This is a genomic window from Xanthomonas bonasiae (assembly GCF_017163705.1).
GTDB classification, from domain to species: domain Bacteria; phylum Pseudomonadota; class Gammaproteobacteria; order Xanthomonadales; family Xanthomonadaceae; genus Xanthomonas_A; species Xanthomonas_A bonasiae.
In genome coordinates this window covers 77,793-98,366 of record NZ_JAFIWB010000008.1, presented here as the reverse complement: position 1 = coordinate 98,366, position 20,574 = coordinate 77,793, and the positions used below count along the sequence as shown (strand labels likewise).

The following is a 20,574-nucleotide window of genomic DNA, read 5'->3' as shown; positions in this document are numbered from 1 at the left end:
GCCGGCGGCGTTAGACTCGGGGGCCACGCCTGCGCTGTACCGCAAGGCCCCCAGCTTAACGCATCCGGGCAATGTCCCGGCAATGTCCCCACCCCAGGAGCGAGTCCCGACCATGGCCCAAGGCACCTTGCTGTATGCCCAGTCCGGCGGCGTCACCGCCGTCATCAACGCCAGTGCCGCCGCCGTGATCGGCGAGGCGCGCGCGCGCAAGGTCAAGGTCCTGGCCGCGCGCAACGGCATTCTCGGCGCGCTGCGCGAGGAGCTGATCGACACCTCCAAGGAGTCGGCCGCGGCGATCCGCGCGCTGGCGCACACCCCCGGCGGCGCGTTCGGCTCGTGCCGCTACAAGCTCAAGTCGCTGGAGGCCGACCGCGCCAAGTACGAGCGCCTGCTGCAGGTCTTGCAGGCGCACGACGTGCGCTACTTCCTCTACAACGGCGGCAACGATTCGGCCGACACGGCGTGGAAGGTGTCGCAGCTGGCCGACGCATTCGGCTATCCGCTGCACTGCATCGGCGTGCCCAAGACCATCGACAACGACCTGGCGGTCACCGACACCTGTCCCGGCTTCGGTTCGGCCGCCAAGTACACAGCGGTGTCGGTGCGCGAGGCGGCGCTGGACGTGGCGGCGATGGCCGAGACCTCGACTAAGGTATTTGTCTACGAGGCGATGGGCCGCCACGCCGGCTGGCTGGCCGCCGCGGCCGGCCTGGCCGCGCAGTCGCCCGACGACGCGCCGCAGATCATCCTGTTTCCCGAACGCGCCTACGACGAAGCCGCGTTCCTGGCGCAGGTGCGCAAGGTGGTGGACAAGGTCGGCTGGTGCGTGGTGGTGGCCAGCGAAGGCATCCAGACCGCCGACGGACGCTTCGTCGCCGATGCCGGCGGCGGCACGGACGCGTTCGGCCACAGCCAGCTCGGAGGCGTGGCTTCTTACCTGGCCGGCAAGGTCAAGGCCGAACTCGGCTACAAGGTGCACTGGACCCTGCCCGACTACCTGCAGCGCTCGGCCCGCCACATCGCCTCCAAGACCGACTGGGAACAGGCCCAGGCGGCCGGCAAGGCCGCGGTGCAGTTCGCGCTGAAGGGCATGAACGCGGTGATGCCGGTGATCGTGCGCAGCAGCGATGCGCCGTACCGCTGGAAGATCGAAGCCGCGCCGCTGAGCAAGATCGCCAACCACGAGAAGAAGATGCCGCCGGCGTTCCTGCGCAAGGACGGCTTCGGCATCACCGAGAAGGCGCGCCGCTACCTGCAGCCGCTGATCCGCGGCGAAGCCTATCCGCCCTACGACCGCAACGACGGCCTGCCGAAGTACGTGGCGCTGAAGAACGTGGCGGTGAAGAAGAAGTTGCCGGCCTGGGAGGGGTGAGGCATGGCGCGGGTGCCGGGGCGCGGGCCCCGGCGTCCAGCGCGCTTCGGTCATGGCCGCCGGGACAGTGCCGCTTTCGCTGCAGCCGGGTCCCCGACGCCACATCTCCTGCACCCGGCGCGCTGTGCCGGTTGAGCGCCGGGCGGATCACCCTGGCGGGCGCAGAAGCTTCTTCAGCCCGCTTTGGACGATCTCCGCGAACACCTTCGGTTCGCCATAGGCGCGCGCGGTGAGCATCGCGCCGTACACGATCGACATGAACGCTTCCGCCTCCAGGCGGGCGGAGCCTTGCAGCTGGAAGCGGCCCAGTTGCGCGCCCTTGGTCAGTACGATTTCCAGCCAGTTCGACAGGTCGCGGAAGTGCGCGCGCACATGCTCGGCCAGATCGTCGGGCAAGGTGGGCAATTCGCTGGCGAGCATGCCGGCGACGCAAAAAGGGGCGGACGCGTCGGCGATGCACCGCTCCCAGTAGCCGGTATAGAAGCCGAGTTGCTGCTCGGGATCGAAGACGCCGCTCTCCAGCATCCGGGTCTGCGCAACGATCAGGGCGCGGGATTCCTCCACGACCGCACGCGCCAGATCGGCCTTGGCAGGAAAGTGGTGGTGGATGCTCGCCTTGCGCACCTGTACCTGTTCGGCGACGTCGGCGTAGCTGAAGCCGTTGTAGCCCCGGGTCTGGATCAGGTAACGGGCCGAATCGATCAGTTTCTGCTGCGTGGTCATGGCTGGATTCTACCACCCGGTAGGTAGTCACTCGGTCCATCAAGCGCTGTATGGCCTGAGATCAAGGGATCTCAGGAATGCATTGACTATTTGCCTACCAACTAGTAGGTTGATATCTCTTCCGAGGATGTCCCCCATGAACGCACTTCGCAATTTCTACTTCCTGCGCGCCGCCGCCGCCTTTGCCTGGGTTGCCGCGGCCCTCCTTTCCTCGCCCGGATCCGCGGCGCTCGCCGGGACACTCCTGGTGCTTTACCCGGCCTGGGACGCGCTCGCGAACGTTCTGGATGCGCGGCGCAGCGGCGGACTCCAGGCCAACCCGGGGCAGACGTTCAACGCGCTGGTCAGTGCCGTCACCGCCGTCGCCATGGCCATCGCGTTCGCGCTGCACGGCAACCCGGGCGGCGTCCTGGTTTTCGGCGCATGGGCGCTGCTCGCCGGACTGTTCCAGCTCGCCGTGGGCATCCGCCGCCGCAAGCTCGGCGGCCAGGTCTTCATGATGCTCAGTGGCGCCCAATCGGCGCTCGCCGGTGTCTTCTTCGTCGTCCAGTCGTTCGGCGCCGCGCCGACCCTCGCCCAGCTCGCGCCCTACGCTGGATTCGGCGGACTCTACTTCCTGCTTTCCGCCCTGTGGCTGAGCTTCCGGAAGCCGCGTCCGGCGCCCTCGACTTCCTGAGGCGCCTGGCGAGAACACGCTCCCCGCCTTGGATAATGGTTGTCCAGGCGCAAGGGTGCTGCGGATTCACGGCGCAGGAGGCAGTTACGCTATCGCACGGCAACCGGCATCCGCCCTGCAAACCGGCGACAAGGAACCGGAATGGGCGTCGATTGGCACAACGGTCCGATCACGCACGCAACCCCGGTGGACGAGACCTGCCGCAATGCGCAGGCCGTGCGCCGGTTCCTGGCCGGCGCGTGCGGGGCCGGGTTCAAGTTCGATCGCGCCTTCGTGGCATGGATCAAGGACGGCGCGCCCAAGAACATGGGCGACGTTGCCGCCGAATGGCTGCGCCGGCAGCGGGCAGGACTGTCGCCAGCTCGATAGCTGCGTGGGTTCGCGTGGCCTATATGTTCGACTCCGCGTGCGTGGCCTGTGCGTTCGATTAAGAACTGGCGACAAAGAACGCAGTGGCATCAGTTCTCCAACCTGCTGCCAAGTGCGGCTGCGCAGCGCAGCCTCGCGACTGCCCAGGACCTGGCGACGCGATTGGGCCAGGCGGTGCCGATCGCGTTGCAGGCCTTAGCGCGCGTCGCGTTCCTGCACGGCATAGCGAACCGGCAGCGACGGCAGCATCAACGCGGGAGCTGCGGTTCCCGGCGCGACCAGCACTTGGTCCAGCGCGATCGCGTCGTCGCCCTCGCGCGCGACGAAGGCCTGGACCAGGCGGGTGCCGGCGGTCGGCAACAGCGCCTGCGGGATCGGACTCGGCGTGCGGCCCATGCCCGCCAGCCATTGCGGACGCCCGGCGACGAGCGTCGTGCGCGGGTGCACGACCTGCAGATCGACCGAACCCGCTAGCAGGCCCACCGTCAGCGGCTTGCCGTGCCGCATCAAGACCACGGAGCGGCCATGTGTCTTGGGTTCGGCGATGGCGTACAGGTCGGCGTCGGGCCGATTCATCGGGATCGGCGACAGGCCCGCCTGGTCGATCGTCAGCGGATCGATGCCCGTGGCGCGCTTGAGCCGCTGCGCCATCATCTCGACCTTTCCGCCCTCTGCGGCGATCGGCCGTTCGGCGGCATGGTGTTCGCCGGCATAGATCAGGATCTTGCTGGCGGGAGCGTGCTCGAGCGCGCGCCGGATGAGGTTGTCGGCCTGGTCCTGCTCCCGCTGCGCCTGGGCCTCGCCGGGATCGGCGGCGTAGTCCGTGCGCGTGGTTTCGTACGACACCAGATGGTAGCCCAGCGCGAGCGACTGGCGCAGGAAATCGGCGAAGACCGGATCGTGCAGGTAGTAGCCGCTCGTCTGCCGTGGGTAGCCGTCCTTCGAGAGCGCCGCCATCTTGTCGCGCGAGACCGCATCGTCGGCATCGCGCTTCAACGCCTCGGCCGCCAGCACGGTGTAGCCGAGCGGGCGCAAGGCGCGCGCGACCTCCAGCCCGAACGCGCGGCCGCGTGGATCGAGATGGTTCTCGTCGAGGATCACGATGCTGGTGCGGCGCGCGCGGCGCACGATCTCCGCAAGCGCGGAAACGCCGTGCGCGGCGCGCAGGTCGGCGAGCTGTTCTTCGGGCACGTGGAAGTCCGCCGCCTTCGCCGGATTGAACGTCGGCATGCCGGTCATGCACGACATCACCTGCGCCCATTGGTCGAACACGTCCGCATCCTGGATATCGCCCGCCGAGGCGACGCCGAGATGCGCCAGCAGGCCGAACGAGGCATCCAGATAGCGGCCATGCATGGCGTCCTGGACGGACTGGTCGTTGGCGGCCTGGACGCGCGCCGCCGCATCCGACGCGGGCGCATCCGGCACGGCCGGCGAGGCCATGGCGGAAGGCATCGCGGCCGTACTCGCAGCCGTCGCCGCCATCAGCCACAACAAGCCGCCGACAATCGATTGAAACCGCATGGATGCTCGGACCTTTTAGCGCGTGCAGGAGTATTGCCAGGAGCGCGACGAAAGACAAGATCGCGACCGGCGCGCACGATCGGCAAGGAACGAGATGAGCTTCGACTGGCAAAACGGCCCGATCACGCGCGCGACGCCGGTCGACAGGACCTATCGGAATACGCAGGCAGTACGCCGCTTCCTCAGCGGCGCATGCGGCGCCGAGTTCAAGTTCGATCGCGACTTCATGGCGTGGATCAAGGACGGCATGCCCAGGAGCATGGGCGAGGTTGCCGACGAATGGTTGCGGCGGCGGCGACAAGGGCCGGAAGCGGCGCGCTAGGCCTGCACCGGCTCGAATGCGCCCACGCGCCGAACTGCACACCTGAAACAACGGCAGTGCGCATCGGCGGCGGGGCGCGACAGTCCGAGACAGCCGCCAGCGGCACTGGACGCGATGAAGCTTGCGAGCATGCGCATCGCACCAGGCGAGGACGCGCCGCACCCGCCGATGTCCATGCATGGCATCGGCGGCGACGCTTAAGCAGGCACGCAGCGGGCGACGTCCCGCAAATCTCGCCGGAACCAATTGGGGATGCCGCGCGCGGCGAAATGCCGCTCCGCGCCCCGGCTCAGCGGCAGGCCTTGCCTTCCAGCGTCATCTGCGCGGCGAACTGCGGCACCTGCGCGATCGCGCCGGCCGCGGCCTGCTTCTTCGCCTCTTCCAGATAGATCCGCGACTGGCCCTGGCCGTCGAGCTCCGCCTTGGTCGCCACCGGCTTGCGCCACACCCGCACCACCGCCTGCTGCGACGGACAGGCCGCGCTGGGCACGCGGATCACGTCGTTGAACTTCCAGCCGGTGGCCTCGCTGGGCTTGGCCTGGTCGAACTCCACCAGCCTGGCGCGCGGCTGGCAGGTGGGGCTGCTGCGCACCGCGGAAAACTTGTAGGGCTGTGCCGCATCGCCGGTGTAGACGCCTTCGAAGCGCACGCAGGCCTCGGGGATCTGCCGGATCGTGTGCACCACACCCACCGCCTGCGCGGCACCGGGCTGGCGCTGCAGTTCCGGGACCGGATCGGCGGCCAGCGCCGCCAGCGGCGCGCAGGCGCACAGGCCCAGGGCCAGGGTCGAAGCGAATGCGCGCCGCCGCGCCGGGATCGTCGATTGCATGGGCTTGCTCCTTGGAAGCGATGCGCAACGCTGCCACGCGCCGACTGAACGCGGCGCCAAGACAGCGCAGGCGCCTGCCGCTGGCGATGCGTAGGACCCGGGCGCATACTCGGCCCGGTTCAAGCCAGGTCGCACATTGCGATACGCACCACCGGCGCGTTGCGGCCGCGGAGTCGTTGCATGCCTCAGGCTCCTTCGGTGTGATCCCGCTGTACGTCCACACGCTTGGGCGACATCCACATCCTTGGGAGGGGTCATGCTGGAACGATATGCGGTCACCGTGGCACTGGCGTGCGCGGTCTTGGCAGTACTCTACGGCGTCGTGTCCACGCGCTGGATCCTGGCGCAGCCCGCCGGCAACGAACGCATGCGGCAGATCGCCGATGCGATCCAGGAAGGCGCACGCGCCTACCTCAACCGCCAATACCAGACCATCGCCATCGCCGGCGTGGCGCTGTTGCTGCTGGTCGGGTTCTTCCTGAGCTGGTACACCGCCGGCGGCTTCGCGATCGGCGCGGTGCTGTCCGGCGCGGCCGGCTACATCGGCATGAACCTGTCGGTGCGCGCCAACGTGCGCACCGCCGAGGCGGCGCGGCGCGGCCTGGGGCCGGCGATGGACGTGGCGTTCCGCGGCGGCGCGATCACCGGCATGCTGGTGGTCGGGCTGGGCCTGATCGGCGTGGCCGGCTACTACGGCGTGCTGCAATGGCTGGGGCGCAGCGTCGAGGAAAGCCTGCATGCGCTGGTCGGCCTGGCCTTCGGCAGTTCGCTGATCTCGATCTTCGCGCGGCTGGGCGGCGGCATCTTCACCAAGGGCGCCGACGTCGGCGCGGACCTGGTCGGCAAGGTCGAGGCCGGCATCCCCGAGGACGATCCGCGCAACCCGGCAGTGATCGCCGACAACGTCGGCGACAACGTCGGCGACTGCGCGGGCATGGCCGCGGACCTGTTCGAGACCTACGCGGTCACCGTCATCGCCACCATGCTGCTCGGCGGGCTGATGGCGGCCGAGGCCGGGCGCAACGCGGTGCTGTATCCGCTGGTGCTCGGCGGGGTGTCGATCGTCGCCTCGATCGTCGGCACCTTCTTCGTGCGCGTGCGGCCCGGCGGCTCGATCATGGGCGCGCTGTACAAGGGCGTGATCGTGTCCGCACTGCTGGCCGCGGCGGCGTTCTGGCCGGTGACCCAGCAGCTGATGGGCGACACCGCCTCCGGCGCGACCAAGCTGTACGGCTGCGCGCTGATCGGCCTGGTGCTGACCGGCCTGATCGTGTGGATCACCGAGTACTACACCGGCACCCAGTACAAACCGGTGCAGCACGTGGCGCAGGCCTCGACCACCGGCCACGGCACCAACATCATCGCCGGGCTCGGCATCTCGATGAAGTCGACCGCGCTGCCGGTGATCGCGGTGTGCGCGGCGATCTGGGGCGCGTTCGCGCTGTCGGGCCTGTACGGCATCGCCATCGCCGCCACCGCGATGCTGTCGATGGCCGGCATGATCGTCGCGCTCGATGCCTACGGGCCGATCACCGACAACGCCGGCGGCATCGCCGAGATGGCCGAGCTGCCGCCGGAGGTGCGCGCGGTGACCGACCCGCTGGATGCGGTCGGCAACACCACCAAGGCGGTGACCAAGGGCTACGCGATCGGTTCGGCCGCACTGGCCGCGCTGGTGCTGTTCGCCGACTACACGCACAACCTGCGCGCCGCGCATCCGGGCGAAACCTTCGCCTTCGACCTGTCCGACCACACGGTGATCATCGGCCTGCTGCTCGGCGGCCTGATTCCCTATCTGTTCGGCGCGATGGCGATGGAGGCGGTGGGCCGCGCCGCCGGCGCCGTGGTCGAGGAGGTGCGGCGCCAGTTCCGCGAGATCCCCGGCATCATGGAAGGCACCGGCAAGCCGCAGTACGACCGCGCGGTGGACATGCTGACCCGCTCGGCGATCCGCGAAATGATCGTGCCGTCGCTGCTGCCGGTGGCAGTGCCGGTCGTGGTCGGGCTGCTGCTCGGCCCGCGCGCGCTCGGCGGCCTGCTGATCGGCACCATCGTCACCGGGCTGTTCGTGGCGATCTCGATGACCACCGGCGGCGGCGCCTGGGACAACGCCAAGAAGTACATCGAGGATGGCCACTTCGGCGGCAAGGGCAGCGAGGCGCACAAGGCCGCGGTCACCGGCGACACGGTCGGCGATCCGTACAAGGACACCGCCGGCCCGGCGATCAACCCGCTGATCAAGATCATCAACATCGTCGCCCTGCTGATGGTGCCGCTGCTGTAGCGGCACGCGCCCGGCACCGGCGCTGGCGATCCGCCGGCGCCGGGCCGCACGCAGCGCCACTACAGGCAATCGATCAAACCGTCGTTGACGCTGCGCTGGCTGTGCGGCAGCGCCGCGAACAACGGGTGCTCCCCTGCCAGCGCCTGGTACAGCGCGACCAGCCGGGTCTGCGGCAGCAACGGCGTGGGGCACTGCCACAGCTTCGCATCCACCTGCACCTGGCCGGTGGCCGGGTCGATGCTGGCCTCGCTGGCCCCGAAGGTCCACACGCACTGGCCGATCGCCCCATCGCGCTGGCGCACCGAGCAGCGGTAGCGCAGCGGCTGGTAGTCGCTGTACTCGCCCTCGCAGAAGGTGTCGCCGCAGCTCTGGTCGAAGTCCTCGGCCAGCCGCCGCTCCAGGTCGTCGAACGCCTCCCAGCCCGCGCCCGCGGTGGGATAGTCGACCGCATCCACGTAGACCTGCTGCGCCTGCGCCCGGGATGCGCCACAGGCCAGCAACACGACCGCCAGCAGCGGGCCCATCGAATACCGGATTCCTTTCATCGCCTTGCTCCTTGGGTGGACTGTGGACACAGGGTCGCCCCGCAGGCGGCCGGGCACTATCGGACACCTGCCCATGCGCAGCGGTACGGAGTCCGAAAGCCTTGTAGGAATAGGCTTAGCCGCCCGCGCTGCATTGCAACAGCCAACCGACTAGAATGCAGGCCTCTTTGAAGCCACTCCACTGGAGCTAGCGCATGGGTCTGGAACTGGTCACCTCCGGCAAGAATCTCCCGGAAGAAATCAACGTCGTCATCGAAATCCCCAAGGATTCGGAGCCGGTCAAGTACGAAGTGGACAAGGCCAGCGGCGCGATCTTCGTCGACCGGATCCTGTCCACGCCGATGCGCTACCCCTGCAACTACGGCTACGTGCCCAACACCCTGTGCGGCGACGGCGACCCGGCCGACGTGCTGGTGGTGCTGCCGCTGCCGCTGGTGCCCGGCTGCGTGGTGCGTTGCCGCCCGGTCGGCGTGCTCAAGATGAGCGACGAGGCCGGCAGCGACGAGAAGATCCTGGCGGTGCCGGTGGCCAAGGTGTTCGAGGGCTACGGCCACATCGAGGACATCGCCCAGGTGTCGGGCCACTGGATGGAGCGCATCGGCCACTTCTTCGAGCACTACAAGGATCTGGAGAAGGGCAAGTGGGTCAAGCTGGACGGCTGGGGCAACGCCGCCGAGGCCAAGCAGATCCTGCTGGACGCGGTCGAGCGCTACAAGGCCGGCGCCTGACCCGACCAACCGACGCCGCGGTGGGGGGGGACCAACCGCCGCGGCTGACTCGCTTCACGTTTTACGAATGCGGACGCTGCCGCATTCCGGGGTTTAGAGTACATTGCTGAACGAATGTCCGGGCCGGTCGAGCGTGAACCGGCCCCTCTTGGGGGGTAGTCTCTTGCGTATCCTGTTCGTCGGCGACGAGGCGAGCCTGCCGGCCGAAGTCACCGAATACATCCGCGAATTGGGCGAGGACTGGCAGGTCCAGACCGTGACCGACGGCAATGCCGCCATCGCCGCCGCGGCGACCGTGCACCTGGATGCGGTGATCGCCGCGCCGGCGTTGCCGGACCTGACCACGGCCACCCTGCTCGGCCAGATCCGCACGCTGAGCCCGGAAACCATCCGCATCGCGCTGATCGACGCCGAACAGAGCAACCGCGCGCCGCCGGCACGCATCATCGGCGTGGCGCATCGCTTCCTGCCGCTGCCGCTGTCGCCGGAAATGCTGCTCGAGGCGGTCACCAGCATCGAGGAACTGCAGGAGCTGCTCGGCGATCCCAGGCTGCGCGCCAGCATCGGCCGCATCGAGAAGCTGCCCTCGCCGCCGCACCTGTACCTGAGCCTGATGCATGCGTTGGAACAGGACGACGGCAGCAACGCCGCCGACCTGGCCAAGCTGGTCTCGGCCGATCCGGCGATCGCGGCCAAGGTGCTGCAGCTGTGCAATTCGGCGTACTTCTCCAACGGCCGCACGATTTCCGACCTGCGCACCGCAGTGACGCGGCTGGGCATCGCCACCTTGCGCGACCTGGTCCTGGCCAGCGAAGTGTTCTCGGTGCAGGCGCTGTCCAATGCCGAACGCAACGCGTTGCAGCAGCGCTCGCTGCTGGCGTCGAAGCTGGCGTCGAAGATGCTGCCGTCCTCCAGCGCCGAACTGGGCGCGACCGCCGCGCTGCTGGCCGACATCGGCCTGCTGCTGCCGGGCATCCGCAACGAGCGCGAGCCGGCCGTCGAAGGCGACGAGGAACGTCCCGGCCATGCCGAGGCGGGCGCCTACCTGCTCGGTCTGTGGGGCCTGCCGATGCCGATCATCGAGGCGGTGGCGTTCCACCGCGAGCCCCAGCGGTCCAGCACCCGCAGCTTCTGGGTCACCGGCGCGGTGCACGTGGCGATGGCGCTGGCCAGCGGCTCGGAGATCGACGAGGACTACCTGGCCAAGACCGGCACGCTGAACAAGCTGCCGACCTGGCGCGAACAGGCGGAAAACCTGATGGGGCTGACCTCGGCCTAGCCGCGGCTGCGCTGCCGCGGCAGCGCAGCGGCCTTTCCAGGGAAGCGGGCTTGCTTGACGGGCATGCCCATCGCGATCGCATCGAAAAGCATGGGCGGCGTCCTGCGCGGCGCTGTCCATGGCGGCGTGCTGGTGATCCGGCCATCGGCGCAAGCGCCGCAAACGACCACATGTCCCAAGCATCCCAAAAGCAGGAATAGCGGCTAGGTTCGCTGTCCCCGGCCATGCCGTGCGCGAGACCGTCGCCATGACGGTGCGCCGCGGCGATGACGGGGCGCAGGCGCTGTTGCAGGAGCGACTTCAGTCGCGACAGGTTCGCCGGCAACGCCCGTTGCGACTGAAGTCGCTCCTGCAAAGAACACCAGTTCCTCGCTCGCCCCTCGCCCTCTCGCCGCAGCGGCGTTCGCCGCGCGCCGCAAACAAAAAAAGACGGGCCTTGCGGCCCGTCTTCTTCTGGCTCAGACGCTGCTGGATCAGAAGCGCTGGGTGTACTTCATGTAGAGCATGCGGCCGATATCGAAGCTTCCGTTGTAGGAGAAGTTCGAGTTGGGCTGGCTGTACATGATCGGACCCTGGTGGTTGAACACGTTGTTGGCGCCCAGCGACACGGTGGCATCCCACGGCGCGTTGTAGCGGATCTGCACGTCGTGGAAGGTGTTGGAACCGACCGTGCGCGACGGCTGCTCCAGCGTGTACGCGGAGGTGAAGCCCGGCTCGTTGCACTCCGAACCGCCGCCCAAGTCGTACGCACATGCCTCGCGCAGACCGGAGTAGTAACGCACGCCCCAGTTGACCCCGAAGTCGCCGTAGCTCCAATCCACGTTCAGGTTGGAACGCAGGCGGAAGTTGGAACCCCAGTCGCTGCTGCCCCAGCCGTTGCGCTGCTCGATCGGCGTTTCCGATTCGTTGTCGCGCTTGTATTCCTGATAGTCCACATAGGTGGTCTTCCAGTCGAACACGAAGTTGCCGAAGCCGGTGTCGTTCAGGCGATAACGCACGCCCAGATCGTAGCCGGCGGTTTCCTGGTAGCCGCCGTTGATCAGGGTCCGGGTCACGTCGATGACCTGGCCGCTGGTGGCGTCACGCACGAAACGGTCGCAGGCCGCGCCGATGTTCTGCACGTAGCACTGGTTGAGGATGGAGGTGACCGATTCGGCGGCGATGACGTCGTCGATGCGGATCTTCCACCAGTCCAGGCTGATGTCCAGGCCGTTCACGTAGCTCGGGCTGTAGACCAGGCCCAGCGTGTAGGTCTTGGAGGTTTCCGGCAGCAGCTCGGGGTTGGAGCCGGACAGGTACGCGTAGTTCGACTGCGACCCGGGGCCGCTGGCGTCCACGCCGCCGGAGGCTTCCTGGCGGAAGTTCGCCGGCACCGCGGCGCCGCAGCGCCCGGCCACGCCCGCGTTGCGGGTGGCGGCACCGAACAGGGTGTCGCACGGATCGGTGTAGGAGTCGAAGGTCTGCGAGGTGCCGCCGTACAGGTCGGACACGGTCGGCGCACGGAAGCCGGTGGCGTAGGTGCCGCGCACCAGCAGGTCGTCGATCGGCTTCCACTTCAGGCCGAACTTGCTGTTGGTGGTGTCGCCGAAGGTGTCGTAGTCGGAATAGCGACCAGCCACGTCGAACGACAGTTCCTTGGCGAACGGCATGTCGGCCAGCACCGGGATGTTGAACTCCAGGTACACCTCGTCCAGCGAGTAGCCACCACGGGTCGGCGCGCCGGCCAGGTCGGTGCTCAGGCCGGACTGCAGCAAGGCGTCGGGATCGTAGCGCGCGTCTTCGCTGCGGTGCTCGACGCCTGCGGCCATCGCCAGATCGCCGGCCGGCAGCGCCATGATGGTGCCGCTGAGGTTGGCGCTGTAGACCTTGGTGGTGCTCATCGAGGTGTCGTGCGACGGCAGGAACAGATAGGCCTGCAGCGCCGGATCGGCCAGCGAGCCGGCGCCGGCGGCGCCGTACGGCAGCAGCGGGTTCCACGGGGTGCAACCGGCGATCACGTTGCCGGCCGAGCCGCACTTGACCACGCCGTCGCTGTCCAGGAACGACGGGCCGACCGCGTTCTTCACATTCGGAATGAACAGGTTGCCGGTGCCGGTCTTGGTGCCCTTGTTGCGGTTGTAGACATAGCCGACGTCCCAATCCCAGTAGTTGTCGCCCAGCTGGAACGAACCTTCGAGCCCGCCGCTGAAGCGGAAGGTGTTGAGTTCGGAACGGGTCTGGCGCGGCACTTCCCAGGTACGGCGCATGAAATCGACGTCCTGGCCCGGCAGCGGGTTGAAGTAGCTCTGGCCCGACAGCGGGGTGTCGTAGGCCACCGAACGGTACGGATAGCCGGCGATCTGCTGCAGCGTCTCGCGCTCGGTGTACAGCACGCTGGCGGTACCGCGGACGTTGTCGGTGAAGTCGAAGTTGCCGTTGGCGAACACCGAGCGGCGCTCGATCCCGGTCTGCAGGAACATCTGCTGGCTCGGGTTGGACAGGTCGGCGTTGCTGAAGTCGTGGTAGTCGGCGAAGTTGCGCGGGTTGCCGCCCGGATTCAGCGAATACATGTTGCCGGCGCCGTCGATCAGCACGCCCTTCTCGCTGATCGCGCTCCAACCGTTGGAGGCGTCGGCGGTCGGGACCGGATGGAAGGAACCATTCGGCGAGGCGCTGTAGTCGCGGTCCTTGGCGTAGACCGGATCTTCCTTGCTGTACTCGGCGCCGAGGGTCAGCGAACCGCGATCGTTGCTGGCGCCGTAGACGAAGTTGTAGGTCTCCTTGTGGCCGTCGCCCTGGCCGTACTGGCCGACGTAGGCGCTGGCTTCCAGGCCATCGAAGTTCTTGCGGGTGATCACATTGATCACGCCGGCGATGGCGTCGGAGCCGTACAGCGCCGAGGCGCCGTCGGTCAGCACTTCCACGCGCTCGACCATCGAGGTCGGGATCGATGCCAGATCGGTGTAGCCACCGGAGCTGACGCCCATGCGCTTGCCATCCAGCAGCACCAGGGTACGCTGCGGGCCGAGGTTGCGCAGATCGACGTACTGGCCGCCGACTTCTTCGCCCGAGGACAGCGCGTCGGCACGGCTGATCGCCGGCGAACCGGTGGCCGACAGGTTCTGCACGATATCGGCGACGCTGGTGTAGCCCTGCTTCTCGATGTCGGCGCGCTGCAGCGCGATCACCGGCTGGGCGGTCTCCGAGCTGGCCTGACGGATGCGCGAACCGGTGACCTCGATACGGTCGAGGTTGGTCGGATTGCTATCGGTAGCGGCGGCTTCTTGCGCGCCGGCCATGGCCGGCGTCAACGCGATCGCGATGCTGGCGGGCAACAGGCCCAGCCGCACTGCGGAAGTGCGAAGGTTCATTCATCTCTCCAGGGGTAACGTTAGGGGCGTGTTAAGCGCCCTGGGCACGTTACGTTCCGGTGAGCACCGGCGCTTTGCTGCGGCCGTTCGCAGACTTTGCCGACTCTGGCGGCACGGTCGCCGCCTGCCGATATTGCGAAGCGGACACGCCGAAGCGCGCACGGAAGGCGCGGGCGAAGCTGCAGCAATTGTCGAAGCCGCTGGCCGCGGCGACCTCGCCGATCATCATCGTCGTGTCGCGCAGCAGATCCGCGGCGCGCTCCAGGCGCAGCCGCGCCGACAGGGCCTGCGGGCTTTCCTCGTACAGGCACTGGAAGGTCTTGGACAGATACCAACTGGAGAAGTTGGTCAGCTCGGCCAGTTCGCTGATCCGCACCACGCGGTCGCGGTGTCCTTCCAGATACAGATGCGCGCGTTGCATGCGCCCGAACACCTGGCGCTTGCGCACCCGCGAACGCCCGGGGCAACGCTGCACGCGGTGCGACAGCTCGCCCTGCATCGAGGCCAGGTGCAGCAACACCGGACGCATCGCCAGCACATCGCCCGGCCGCGCCGCCGCCTGCCGCCACAGCCGCAGCGCGATCCGCGCCTCGCGCGGCGGCAGCACGCCACGGCCGGCATACAGGGTCGCATCGGCCATGCGCCCCAGCGCCTTCAATGCGTCGGCATCCAGGCTCAGGCCGATGCACAGCCCGTCGCGATCGGCCTGCACCAGCGGCCGCGAATCGCGCTCGAAAGCAAGCCACTGGCCGCGCTGCAGTTCGAAACGGCCCTCCTTGGCTTCGATCCAGGCGCTGCCGCGCAGTTGGATCCAGACCGTGAACGCGGCGGCCGAGGCCTGCAGGCTACCCAGGCGCGCCGCGCCCAGGCAGGCCGAGCCGGCGGGCGCGTCCTCGTTGTCCAGCATCCGTTGCTGCCCACGATCGGCCAGGAAGACTTGTCGCATCCGATGCACCCGCTTTGCGTTAACCGGCGCGCAGTGTTGCCGGATGTGGCGGCAGGGTCAGGACGATGTGGCGATATTTGTCCGAAATCGGCACGAAGCCGTCACGAATGACTTACGAAGCTCACTTTCCCTTGTGCAACAACCACTTGGAGGCGATCACCGAGAACCAGCCGGTGCTCTCGGGCATGCGCATGAAGCCGATGTCGCTGCCGTCCTCCACCGCCAGCGACGCGTACACGTCGCCGCTGCGCCGATCGATGCTGAAGCCGTTGACCGCGCTGAGCCGGTCGCGGTCCAGGCATACGCTGTCGCCCAGGCCGCCGCCGATCCGCGCCAGCCGGCTGGCGCACTCGCCGGTCGGGAACAGGTAGCGCACCTCGCCGTCCGTCCCGAGCGCCCAGGTGCGGTAGCGCCACAGCGATGGCACCGCCGCGTCGACCGCCGCCACGCTGGCCGGGTCCAGGGTCGCGTCGGCGCGCCACAGGCCGCTGCGCGCCAGGCGCGTGAACAGCACCCGCCCGCTGCCCGGGTCCACGCGCAGTTGCGAGACATCGTCCAGCGACGCCAGCCGGCGCCACGGCAGGCTGCGCCGGTCGTACAGCTGCAGACGGGTGCGGCCGTTCTCGCCGAGCAGCACCAGCAGCTGCGCCGGATCGCCGGTGTACTCCGCCTGCAGCGGTTCGCCGGACGGCACCGGCAAGGGCACGACGCTGCCCGACTGCGGCCGCACTTCGTAGATCACCGAGCGCCCCTGCGCATCGCGGCCGCTGACCAGCAGCGACTGGCTGTCGGCCGACCAGGCCGGCGCCTGCCCGGTTTCCGGGCGCACGCCCTCGATCAGGCGCAGCGACTGCGGCCGGGTCACGTCGCCCCACCACAGCGCAAAGCTGCCGGAGCGGTCGGAGGTGAAGACCAGCTGGCGGCCGTCGGGCGCGATCACCGGCTGGCTGTCGCGCCCGGTCGAGGCGAACAGGCGCTGGCTGTCGCGCTTGCCGGAACGGTCCGCGGCGGAGATGCGATACAGCGCGAACTGCGGGCGCCGGTGCACGAACGCGAGCCGCTCGCCGTCGCGCGACAGGGTCGGCGACTGCGCGTCGCCCAGGTCCAGGTCGCGCAGGCGCTGCGAGGCGGCATCCAGCCGGTACAGGCGCGTCTCGCTGTCGACCCGGCGCCCGAACACCAGGCCGCGGCCGTCCTGGGTCCAGTCCCAGCCACGGATCTCGGCGAACTCGCGGGTCAGCGGCTCGGCCCGGCCGCCGCCGGCCGGCATCCGCCACAGGCCGCCCATCTGCGGGTTGCGCACGAACGCGATCCACTGGCCATCGGGCGAATAACGCGGCGCGTAGTCGAAATCGCCCGCCGCGAGCGTGTAGGGCAGCGCGCGCCAGTGGCCGCTGGCCAGGTCCAGCACACGGATCCCGCGGCTGGGCTGGCGCCCGGTCATGCTGCCGAACAGCAGGCCGCGCCCGTCCGGCGTCCAGTCGAAACTGAGCAGTTCGGTGCCGTCGCAGCGCGTCGCTTCGCGCGCCACGCCAGGCCTGTCGGCGGCCACCAGCAGCACCTGGCACTGACCTTCCGGCCCCAGCCGGGCGAAGGCGATGCGGCGGCCATCCGGCGACCAGGCCGGCAAGCGGTCGGAATAGCCCTTGCCCGGCACGCCGAGCGAGCGCGGCGGCGCGCTGCCGGCCGCACGGCCGGTCGCCTGCACCAGCAGTTGCGTCCCCGCACGGCCCTCGATCCCGGCGGCATACGCCACCTGCGCGCCATCCGGCGACAAGGCCGGCTCCAGCTCGAAGCCCGGCATCGTGGTGATCAATCGGTACGGCCGCTCCGGGCTGCCGACCACCCGCTCCTGCTCGCTGCCGGCCGGGTCCTGGCCGCCCCGGGGCAGCCACCAGACCAGCATCGCCAGCAGCATCAGGCCGGCGCCCGCGGCGGCGGCCAGCACCGCCTGCAAACGGCGCGACGGCGGCGCAGGCACGACCGCGGCCGGCGACGGCGCTGCGTCGGCGACCGCCGGCACGGCGACGTCGGCATCGGTATCGGCGCGCAGGTCCTCGCTCGCCAGAGCAGCGGTATCGGCCTCCACCTCGGCCAGCGCCTGTACCGGCGCCACCAGGCGATAACCGGTCTTGGCCAGGGTCTCGATGTAGGCCGGCGCATCGCCCTTCGCGCCGGCGGCGAACGCCTTGCGCAATTGGGTGATGGCCTGGGTCACCACATCGTTGGTCGGCTGCGTGTCCGGCCAGACCTGGGCCAGCAAGGTCTCGCGCTCCACCACCTGCCCCGGCTGCGCCAGCAGCACGCGCAACACGCCCATCGCCTTGGGCGTGAGCCGCTGCGGCCGCCGCGCGCGCGGCGCATGCACTTCGCGCAGCGACAGCAGCACCAGGCAATCGCCGACCTGCAACCGTTCCGGAAGCAGTGGAGTGGCGGAGGATGGAGAGGACATGCGACTAAGGCAACGACGATCCGCGATGGAGTGGGAACCACGTCGCGGCAAAATGGCGCCGCGTGGCGTCAACGGGCAGATTCGGCAAACCAATGCGACGAATGCAGCCAGGCGTGGCGACGCCGACAAATTCTACCCTAGTCGTTGCCGCCGCCAACCGCGGCGAAGCACTACAGGCTCTCTCTCCGCCGACGAAACTCACATAAACGTTGCAAGATTACGCGCCACTTGGCGCGTTTTTTTTAGCCACAGTTCAGGCTCTTGATTTGCGTGTGACGCTGAGCCCAATCAGTCGCGACACCACCAGGGCGATATACATCACCCCGGCGAACTGTTCGAGCATCACCAGCGAACGCGCCAGCGGCAACACCGGCAGCACGTCGCTGAGGCCGACCCCGGACAGCACGCTGAAACTCAGGTACAGCAGTTCCATCCAGGTCCGCGGCGACTGCGTCGTCTGCGCGCCGATGAAACTGCCCGGCAGCCATTGCTGGCACACCGAGAACGCGAAGGCGAACGCCCATGCCAGCAAGGTGAAGGTCGCGCCTGCCGCATACAGTTCGTCGCGGGTGACCTCGTGGTCCTGCAGCATGTACGCGATCAGGCTGGCCGCGGTATAGAAGTACAGCAGGCTTTCCAGCAACTGCGCGAACGCGCCGAGTTCGGGACTGTGGCGCAGCGCCGCGGCGATCGACAGCACCACCGACGGCACCGCCAGGCACCAGGCGATCCACAGCACCGACGGGCTGCGGTTGACCACCCACAGCGCCAGGCCCAGCACCACAATGCCGAACGCGCCGAACAGCGCGCGCCCGGCGGCGGTGTCTTCCATCAGCGGATACAGCAGCAGGCCCAGCAATTGCACGCCCAGCAGCAACGCGGACGGATGGCGGCGCAAGGCGAGCGCGTAGCGGAGCATGCGGAATTCCGGAGGTGGCGTGCGCGCATCATAGACAAGCGCACGCCACGGCGGCGGCATGCCCCCGGACTTACCCCTGCCGATAGACCTCGGCGCCGGCGTCCAGGAACTGCGCCGATTTCTCGGCCATGCCGGCCTGCAGCGCGTCGCTCTCGCCGACGCCGTGCTCGGCGGCGTAGTCGCGCACGTCCTGGGTGATCTTCATGGAACAGAAGTGCGGGCCGCACATCGAACAAAAATGCGCCAGCTTGTGCGCGTCCTTGGGCAGCGTCTCGTCGTGGAATTCCTTGGCCTTTTCCGGATCCAGGCCGAGATGGAACTGGTCGTCCCAGCGGAATTCGAAGCGCGCCTTGGACAGCGCGTTGTCGCGCACCTGCGCGCCCGGATGGCCCTTGGCCAGGTCGGCCGCGTGCGCGGCGATCTTGTAGGCCATGATGCCGTCGCGCACGTCCTGCCGGTTGGGCAGGCCCAGGTGTTCCTTGGGCGTGACGTAGCACAGCATCGCGGTGCCGAACCAGCCGATCATCGCCGCGCCGATCGCCGAGGTGATGTGGTCGTAGCCGGGCGCGATGTCGGTGGTCAGCGGCCCCAGCGTGTAGAACGGCGCCTCGCCGCATTCGCGCAGCTGCTTGTCCATGTTCTCCTTGATCAACTGCATCGGCACGTGGCCGGGGCCTTCGATCATGGTCTGCACGTCGTGTTTCCACGCGATCCTGGTCAGCTCGCCCAGCGTTTCCAGCTCGCCGAACTGCGCCGCGTCGTTGGCATCGGCGATGCAGCCCGGGCGCAGCCCGTCGCCCAGCGAGAAGGCCACGTCGTAGGCCTTCATGATTTCGCAGATGTCCTCGAAGTGGGTGTAGAGGAAGTTTTCCCTGTGATGCGCCAGGCACCACTTGGCCAGGATCGAGCCGCCGCGCGAGACGATGCCGGTGACCCGCTTGGCGGTCAGCGGCACGTAGCGCAGCAGCACCCCGGCGTGGATGGTGAAGTAGTCCACGCCCTGCTCGGCCTGCTCGATCAGCGTGTCGCGGAAGATCTCCCAGGTCAGTTCCTCGGCGCGGCCATCGACCTTTTCCAGCGCCTGGTAGATCGGCACCGTGCCGATCGGCACCGGCGAGTTGCGGATGATCCACTCGCGGGTCTCGTGGATGTGCTTGCCGGTGGACAGGTCCATCACCGTGTCGCCGCCCCAGCGGATCGACCACACCAGCTTTTCCACTTCCTCGGCGATGCCCGAGCTGAGCGCGCTGTTGCCGATGTTGGCGTTGATCTTGGTCAGGAAGTTGCGGCCGATGATCATCGGCTCGCTTTCCGGATGGTTGATGTTGTTGGGCAGGATGGCGCGGCCGCGGGCGATCTCGTCGCGCACGAACTCGGGGGTGATGACGTGCTGGATGCTGGCGCCGAACGCCTCGCCGGGATGCTGCTGGCGCAGCAGCGCATCGCGCACCGCCTCCAGCCGCTGGTTTTCGCGGATCGCGACGAACTCCATCTCCGGGGTGACGATGCCGCGGCGCGCGTAGTGCATCTGGGTGACGTTGGCGCCGGCCAGCGCGCGCCGCGGTAGGTGCCGGGCCGGGAAGCGCACCGCGTCCAGCCGCGCGTTGTGCTCGCGGCCGCGGCCGAAATCGGAGCTGAGCTGGGCCAGCGCCGCGGTGTCGCCGCGTTCGGCGATCCAGCGCGCGCGCAGCGGCGCCAGGCCGGCGCGCAGGTCGATGGTCGCGTCCGGATCGGTATACGGCCCGGAGGTGTCGTACACGGTGACCGGCGGATTGTCTTCGCCGCCGAACAGGGTCGGGGTGCGGGTCAGCTGGATCTCGCGCATCGGCACGCGCAGGTCGGGACGCGAGCCTGGCACGAAGATCTTGCGCGAACCGGGGATCGGCCGGGTCACCGACTCGGACAGGGTATCGGCCTGCTGCAGCAACGGGCTGGGTACGGCATTCATCGGCATTCGTCCTATTTCTGAGAGCCTGCAGGGAGTGCAGGCGGTTGCGAGCGAACTCGCATCACGGACGAAGCGGCGGCGCGGGCACGGCCCGGCGCGAACGGCGCACGGACCAGGCTTGCGAAGCTTCCCTACGCCGGTATCAACCGGATCAGGTTCGAAGGGACTGTCTCAACCGCGGCCTGCGCCGACGGTACCCCCGCTTCTGCGGCTATTAGACCCGTTTCTGCGGCAGCAGCCAACCGCGCGCAGCTGAATCGGTGCACAACCGGATCCGCTTCTTGTCAGCGCCGGCACGCGCGCACGCC

16 protein-coding genes and 1 riboswitch are annotated in these 20,574 nt (G+C 68.5%); of the genes, 7 read left to right on the top strand and 9 right to left on the bottom strand.

Translation table 11 applies throughout. The features are described from left to right. Positions 1-112 precede the first annotated feature (112 nt). Positions 113-1,372, top strand: coding sequence for a 6-phosphofructokinase (locus JR064_RS10065; RefSeq protein ID WP_206229623.1), 1,260 nt, complete (start codon positions 113-115; stop codon positions 1,370-1,372). A gap of 147 nt (positions 1,373-1,519) precedes the next feature. Here JR064_RS10065 and JR064_RS10060 read toward each other — a convergent pair whose 3' ends face one another. Continuing rightward, on the bottom strand, positions 1,520-2,095 hold the full coding sequence (locus tag JR064_RS10060) for a TetR/AcrR family transcriptional regulator (protein WP_179567025.1): 576 nt from the start codon (positions 2,093-2,095) through the stop codon (positions 1,520-1,522). 136 nt (positions 2,096-2,231) lie between these two features. On the opposite strand from JR064_RS10060, the gene JR064_RS10055 reads away from it, so the two are divergent. After that, positions 2,232-2,771 carry a hypothetical protein gene (locus JR064_RS10055; RefSeq protein WP_206229622.1) on the top strand — a complete coding sequence of 180 codons (540 nt, stop codon included), beginning with the start codon at positions 2,232-2,234 and terminating at the stop codon, positions 2,769-2,771. A 141-nt stretch (positions 2,772-2,912) separates the two neighbouring features. Next, complete coding sequence (locus JR064_RS10050) at positions 2,913-3,140, top strand: DUF6434 domain-containing protein (protein ID WP_206229621.1); 228 nt, start codon at positions 2,913-2,915, stop codon at positions 3,138-3,140. Positions 3,141-3,335: 195 nt separating this feature from the next. Here the strand turns inward: JR064_RS10050 and JR064_RS10045 are convergent, their stop codons facing one another. Beyond that, positions 3,336-4,664: a hypothetical protein gene (locus JR064_RS10045; RefSeq protein WP_206229620.1), complete on the bottom strand. Its 1,329-nt coding sequence runs from the start codon at positions 4,662-4,664 to the stop codon at positions 3,336-3,338. A 94-nt stretch (positions 4,665-4,758) separates the two neighbouring features. Here JR064_RS10045 and JR064_RS10040 point away from each other — a divergent pair, with 94 nt between their 5' ends. After that, complete coding sequence (locus tag JR064_RS10040; RefSeq protein WP_206229619.1) at positions 4,759-4,986, top strand: DUF6434 domain-containing protein; 228 nt, start codon at positions 4,759-4,761, stop codon at positions 4,984-4,986. 289 nt (positions 4,987-5,275) lie between these two features. Here JR064_RS10040 and JR064_RS10035 read toward each other — a convergent pair whose 3' ends face one another. Continuing rightward, the gene (locus JR064_RS10035; RefSeq protein ID WP_241092979.1) at positions 5,276-5,815 is read right to left on the bottom strand and encodes a hypothetical protein; all 540 of its coding nucleotides are present in this window, start codon (positions 5,813-5,815) and stop codon (positions 5,276-5,278) included. A gap of 256 nt (positions 5,816-6,071) precedes the next feature. On the opposite strand from JR064_RS10035, the gene JR064_RS10030 reads away from it, so the two are divergent. Continuing rightward, entirely contained in the window at positions 6,072-8,099 is a 2,028-nt protein-coding gene (locus tag JR064_RS10030) for a sodium-translocating pyrophosphatase (RefSeq protein ID WP_206229618.1), read from the top strand. A 59-nt stretch (positions 8,100-8,158) separates the two neighbouring features. Here JR064_RS10030 and JR064_RS10025 read toward each other — a convergent pair whose 3' ends face one another. Further along, positions 8,159-8,644, bottom strand: coding sequence for a hypothetical protein (locus JR064_RS10025; RefSeq protein ID WP_179567037.1), 486 nt, complete (start codon positions 8,642-8,644; stop codon positions 8,159-8,161). 194 nt (positions 8,645-8,838) lie between these two features. Here JR064_RS10025 and ppa point away from each other — a divergent pair, with 194 nt between their 5' ends. Together ppa and JR064_RS10015 are read left to right on the top strand one after the other, a co-directional pair. Next, positions 8,839-9,372, top strand: coding sequence for an inorganic diphosphatase (gene ppa / locus JR064_RS10020; protein WP_179567039.1), 534 nt, complete (start codon positions 8,839-8,841; stop codon positions 9,370-9,372). A gap of 163 nt (positions 9,373-9,535) precedes the next feature. After that, positions 9,536-10,651 carry an HDOD domain-containing protein gene (locus JR064_RS10015; RefSeq protein WP_179567041.1) on the top strand — a complete coding sequence of 372 codons (1,116 nt, stop codon included), beginning with the start codon at positions 9,536-9,538 and terminating at the stop codon, positions 10,649-10,651. A gap of 473 nt (positions 10,652-11,124) precedes the next feature. On the opposite strand, the gene JR064_RS10010 is transcribed toward JR064_RS10015, so the two are convergent. From JR064_RS10010 to thiC, 5 genes are all read right to left on the bottom strand, one after another. Next, entirely contained in the window at positions 11,125-14,001 is a 2,877-nt protein-coding gene (locus JR064_RS10010) for a TonB-dependent receptor plug domain-containing protein (protein WP_206229617.1), read from the bottom strand. Positions 14,002-14,050: 49 nt separating this feature from the next. Beyond that, complete coding sequence (locus JR064_RS10005; protein ID WP_191824519.1) at positions 14,051-14,947, bottom strand: helix-turn-helix transcriptional regulator; 897 nt, start codon at positions 14,945-14,947, stop codon at positions 14,051-14,053. A gap of 121 nt (positions 14,948-15,068) precedes the next feature. Beyond that, the gene (locus JR064_RS10000) at positions 15,069-17,399 is read right to left on the bottom strand and encodes a winged helix-turn-helix domain-containing protein (RefSeq protein ID WP_206229616.1); all 2,331 of its coding nucleotides are present in this window, start codon (positions 17,397-17,399) and stop codon (positions 15,069-15,071) included. 253 nt (positions 17,400-17,652) lie between these two features. Next, on the bottom strand, positions 17,653-18,318 hold the full coding sequence (locus JR064_RS09995) for a two pore domain potassium channel family protein (RefSeq protein ID WP_191824521.1): 666 nt from the start codon (positions 18,316-18,318) through the stop codon (positions 17,653-17,655). Positions 18,319-18,388: 70 nt separating this feature from the next. Further along, positions 18,389-20,266 carry a phosphomethylpyrimidine synthase ThiC gene (gene thiC / locus JR064_RS09990; protein WP_179567051.1) on the bottom strand — a complete coding sequence of 626 codons (1,878 nt, stop codon included), beginning with the start codon at positions 20,264-20,266 and terminating at the stop codon, positions 18,389-18,391. Between the two features lie 110 nt (positions 20,267-20,376). Beyond that, positions 20,377-20,477: riboswitch (TPP riboswitch) on the bottom strand. Between the last annotated feature and the right edge of the window lie 97 nt (positions 20,478-20,574).